Source organism: Okeania sp., from assembly GCF_983059655.1.
This window is the reverse complement of the sequence record NZ_CEZPJD010001001.1, coordinates 1-2,479: the sequence shown is the minus strand read 5'-3', so window position 1 is coordinate 2,479 and position 2,479 is coordinate 1. Positions and strand designations below refer to the sequence as shown.

The 2,479-nt window shown below is 36.1% G+C and carries 3 protein-coding genes; all 3 read right to left on the bottom strand.

Features of this window, described 5'->3' with window-relative positions; genetic code table 11:
• Positions 1–137: 137 nt before the first annotated feature.
• Positions 138–740: an urease accessory protein UreG gene (gene ureG, locus AC3DU7_RS31090; RefSeq protein WP_488043096.1), complete on the bottom strand. Its 603-nt coding sequence runs from the start codon at positions 738–740 to the stop codon at positions 138–140.
• 347 nt (positions 741–1,087) lie between these two features.
• Positions 1,088–1,801, bottom strand: a complete 714-nt coding sequence (locus tag AC3DU7_RS31085; protein WP_488043095.1) for an urease accessory protein UreF — start codon at positions 1,799–1,801, stop codon at positions 1,088–1,090.
• 143 nt (positions 1,802–1,944) lie between these two features.
• Positions 1,945–2,479 (bottom strand): urease accessory protein UreE (gene ureE, locus AC3DU7_RS31080; protein ID WP_488043094.1); only part of this gene is annotated, 535 nt, incomplete at its 5' end.

The following is a 2,479-nucleotide window of genomic DNA, read 5'->3' as shown; positions in this document are numbered from 1 at the left end:
GAGGAGCTACGGCCCGGTAGGAATCCCCGTGCCTTTAGGCCGGGGAGGATGTCAATAAAAATAGTTCTTGCCAAGGTAAACTTTTTAAACGTTGCCAAATATTATTCATGTTTTTTGATAGAGTCAGGAAAATTGAGTTAATCTACGATTAGATATCTGTGGATAAAGTTTAAAACTGCTTCTAAACCAACTTTTGTTTTGAGGTTAGTAAAGACAAAAGGGCGATCGCCTCGCATCCTTTTAGTATCTTTTTCCATAATATTTAGATCCGCTCCTACATGGGGAGCAAGGTCAATTTTATTAATCACAAGTAGATCGGATTTAGTAATACCTGGACCTCCTTTTCTGGGTATTTTATCACCAGCAGCTACATCAATCACATAGATTGTTAGATCGACTAGCTCGGGGCTAAAAGTTGCTGCTAAATTATCACCGCCACTTTCAACAAATACTAAGTCTAGATCGATAAATTTATTTTCTAACTGCTCAATAGCAATAAGATTAATAGAAGCATCTTCCCTGATAGCCGTATGAGGACAACCACCTGTTTCTACTCCTATTATACGCGAACTATCTAATGCTTGGCTGCGCACCAAAAATTGGGCATCTTCTTGGGTATAAATATCATTAGTTACAACTGCAATATTATATTCTTGTCGCATTAACTTACATAAAGCATCAACTAAAGCTGTTTTACCTGAGCCTACTGGGCCAGCTATTCCAATCCGAAAAACGTTCATAAGTTACTAATTGTTAATGGGTATAGCAAAAGGAAGGAAGAAGGAAAAGCCTTACTTGTCTGAGTTTTAAACTTTTGAACTATCCGTGCCCTTTCCTTGGACTGCTATAATTGTAATTGACAGACTTCTCAAACAATAGACCTCTACGGAAAAGAGGGAGTAGGGAGTAGGGAGTAGGGGAAAAGAATGGATGATTTATGCGTATGGGATTGATTTAATTTTTGATTATCGCCAGATGTCTAATAGTTTACCGAAAAATTCTTGGAACATTCAATTATTAATCTCTGTACCTCATAACGCGCGGAAACTGCTGTAACTGATAACTGATAACTGATAACTGAAATAAGCTAACTTCTAAATAATCTAGTATATTGAACTTCGTGAGCCATACTTGCTAGAGATAATCCCCAACTACAACTATTTAACTCATCATCTTTTAATTTGAGGATTTCTTTGGCACTCAAAACTATTTGATTTTGCAATTCCCATAATAACTTTTGTCCTACTGTTTGACCAAGGGGAATTAATTTTACACCAGCATTAATTAGATTAGTAGCCCAACTATGTAGATAACCTAAAATTGCAGTTTCAATCTCAATTTGCCAGGTAGCAGAAATGATACCATAAGCGATCGCGAAGTTACAAAAATTTGTTTCTGTTTCAAGTTTGTTTTGAATAAAACTCATTAATTCAGTAGATAAATCTGGCTGAATATTCATAAATAAACGAATCAAAGTTCGACCCATTTGTAAACTTTGCAGGCGCAATTCTTCTGTTTCTTTAACTGCAGTTGCCCAATTATTCCAATTATTTAAAAGCTGTAAATTTACTGAATTAGTTTCCTGATAAGCTCTAACTATTAATGCTGCTTCTAATCGAATACTTCCAAATTTGAGAGAATCTATCAACCAATTTTTAAGACTATCATAATCGGAAATTTTTCCTGTAGTTGCTAATACTTCAATACCTTCTGAATAACTATAAGCTCCTACAGGTAATGCCGGACTTGCTAACTGTAAAAGAGATAAAAGTTGGTTTGCTCCCTGGTTTTGATAGTGCATTATTTCCGATTTATAAAAGATATTAATAATTGTTTCCGGCCCGCTCCCTAATAGAAATTATCGCACATAAATTATCAGTTATTTTCTATGTTCCCCTACTCCCTCCCCACTCCCTACTCCCTACTCCCTACTCCCTGCAATTTCTAATGACCATGACCATAAGCTCCTATTTCTGGTTGAAATGGAGATATTTCTTCTATAATTTCCATACCCAATTGTTCCAGCATATCTTTTAACACTGGGTCTGGAGATAACTTTAAATTGGTAGGAGTAATTTCTATTGGTATATGTCTATTACCTAAATGATAAGCTGCTTTAAGTAAATCTAAAGAAGTTTGCCCTGTTATTTTCAGGATGGGTTCGGGTTTAGCAATTATTCTGACTATAAACTCACCTGTCTCATTTGCCAGTAAGTCGCGATCGCGTAGCACTGTTCCCCTAGACAAACGTAGATGTAAAATTTCCCCAGTCTCTGTATCAAAACGATAGCGACTCCTGGTACGTTGTACTGCAGTCAGAGGCAAGGTCAAACAAACTACTGCACTTTGATCTGCAGCTAAACGTTGGGTTAAAACTACCATTGCCAGTCTTATGTTTATTAGACATCTCCAAAAATCAAAAAGAAAATCAATTCTTATCCATAAATTATCAATTATTCTTCCCTGTTCCCTGTTCCCT

Bases quoted from the DNA above. Each gene is read 5' to 3' on its own strand.
- ureG (WP_488043096.1), bottom strand. From the start codon at position 740: ATGAACGTTTTTCGGATTGGAATAGCTGGCCCAGTAGGCTCAGGTAAA.
- AC3DU7_RS31085 (WP_488043095.1), bottom strand. From the start codon at position 1,801: ATGCACTATCAAAACCAGGGAGCAAACCAACTTTTATCTCTTTTACAG.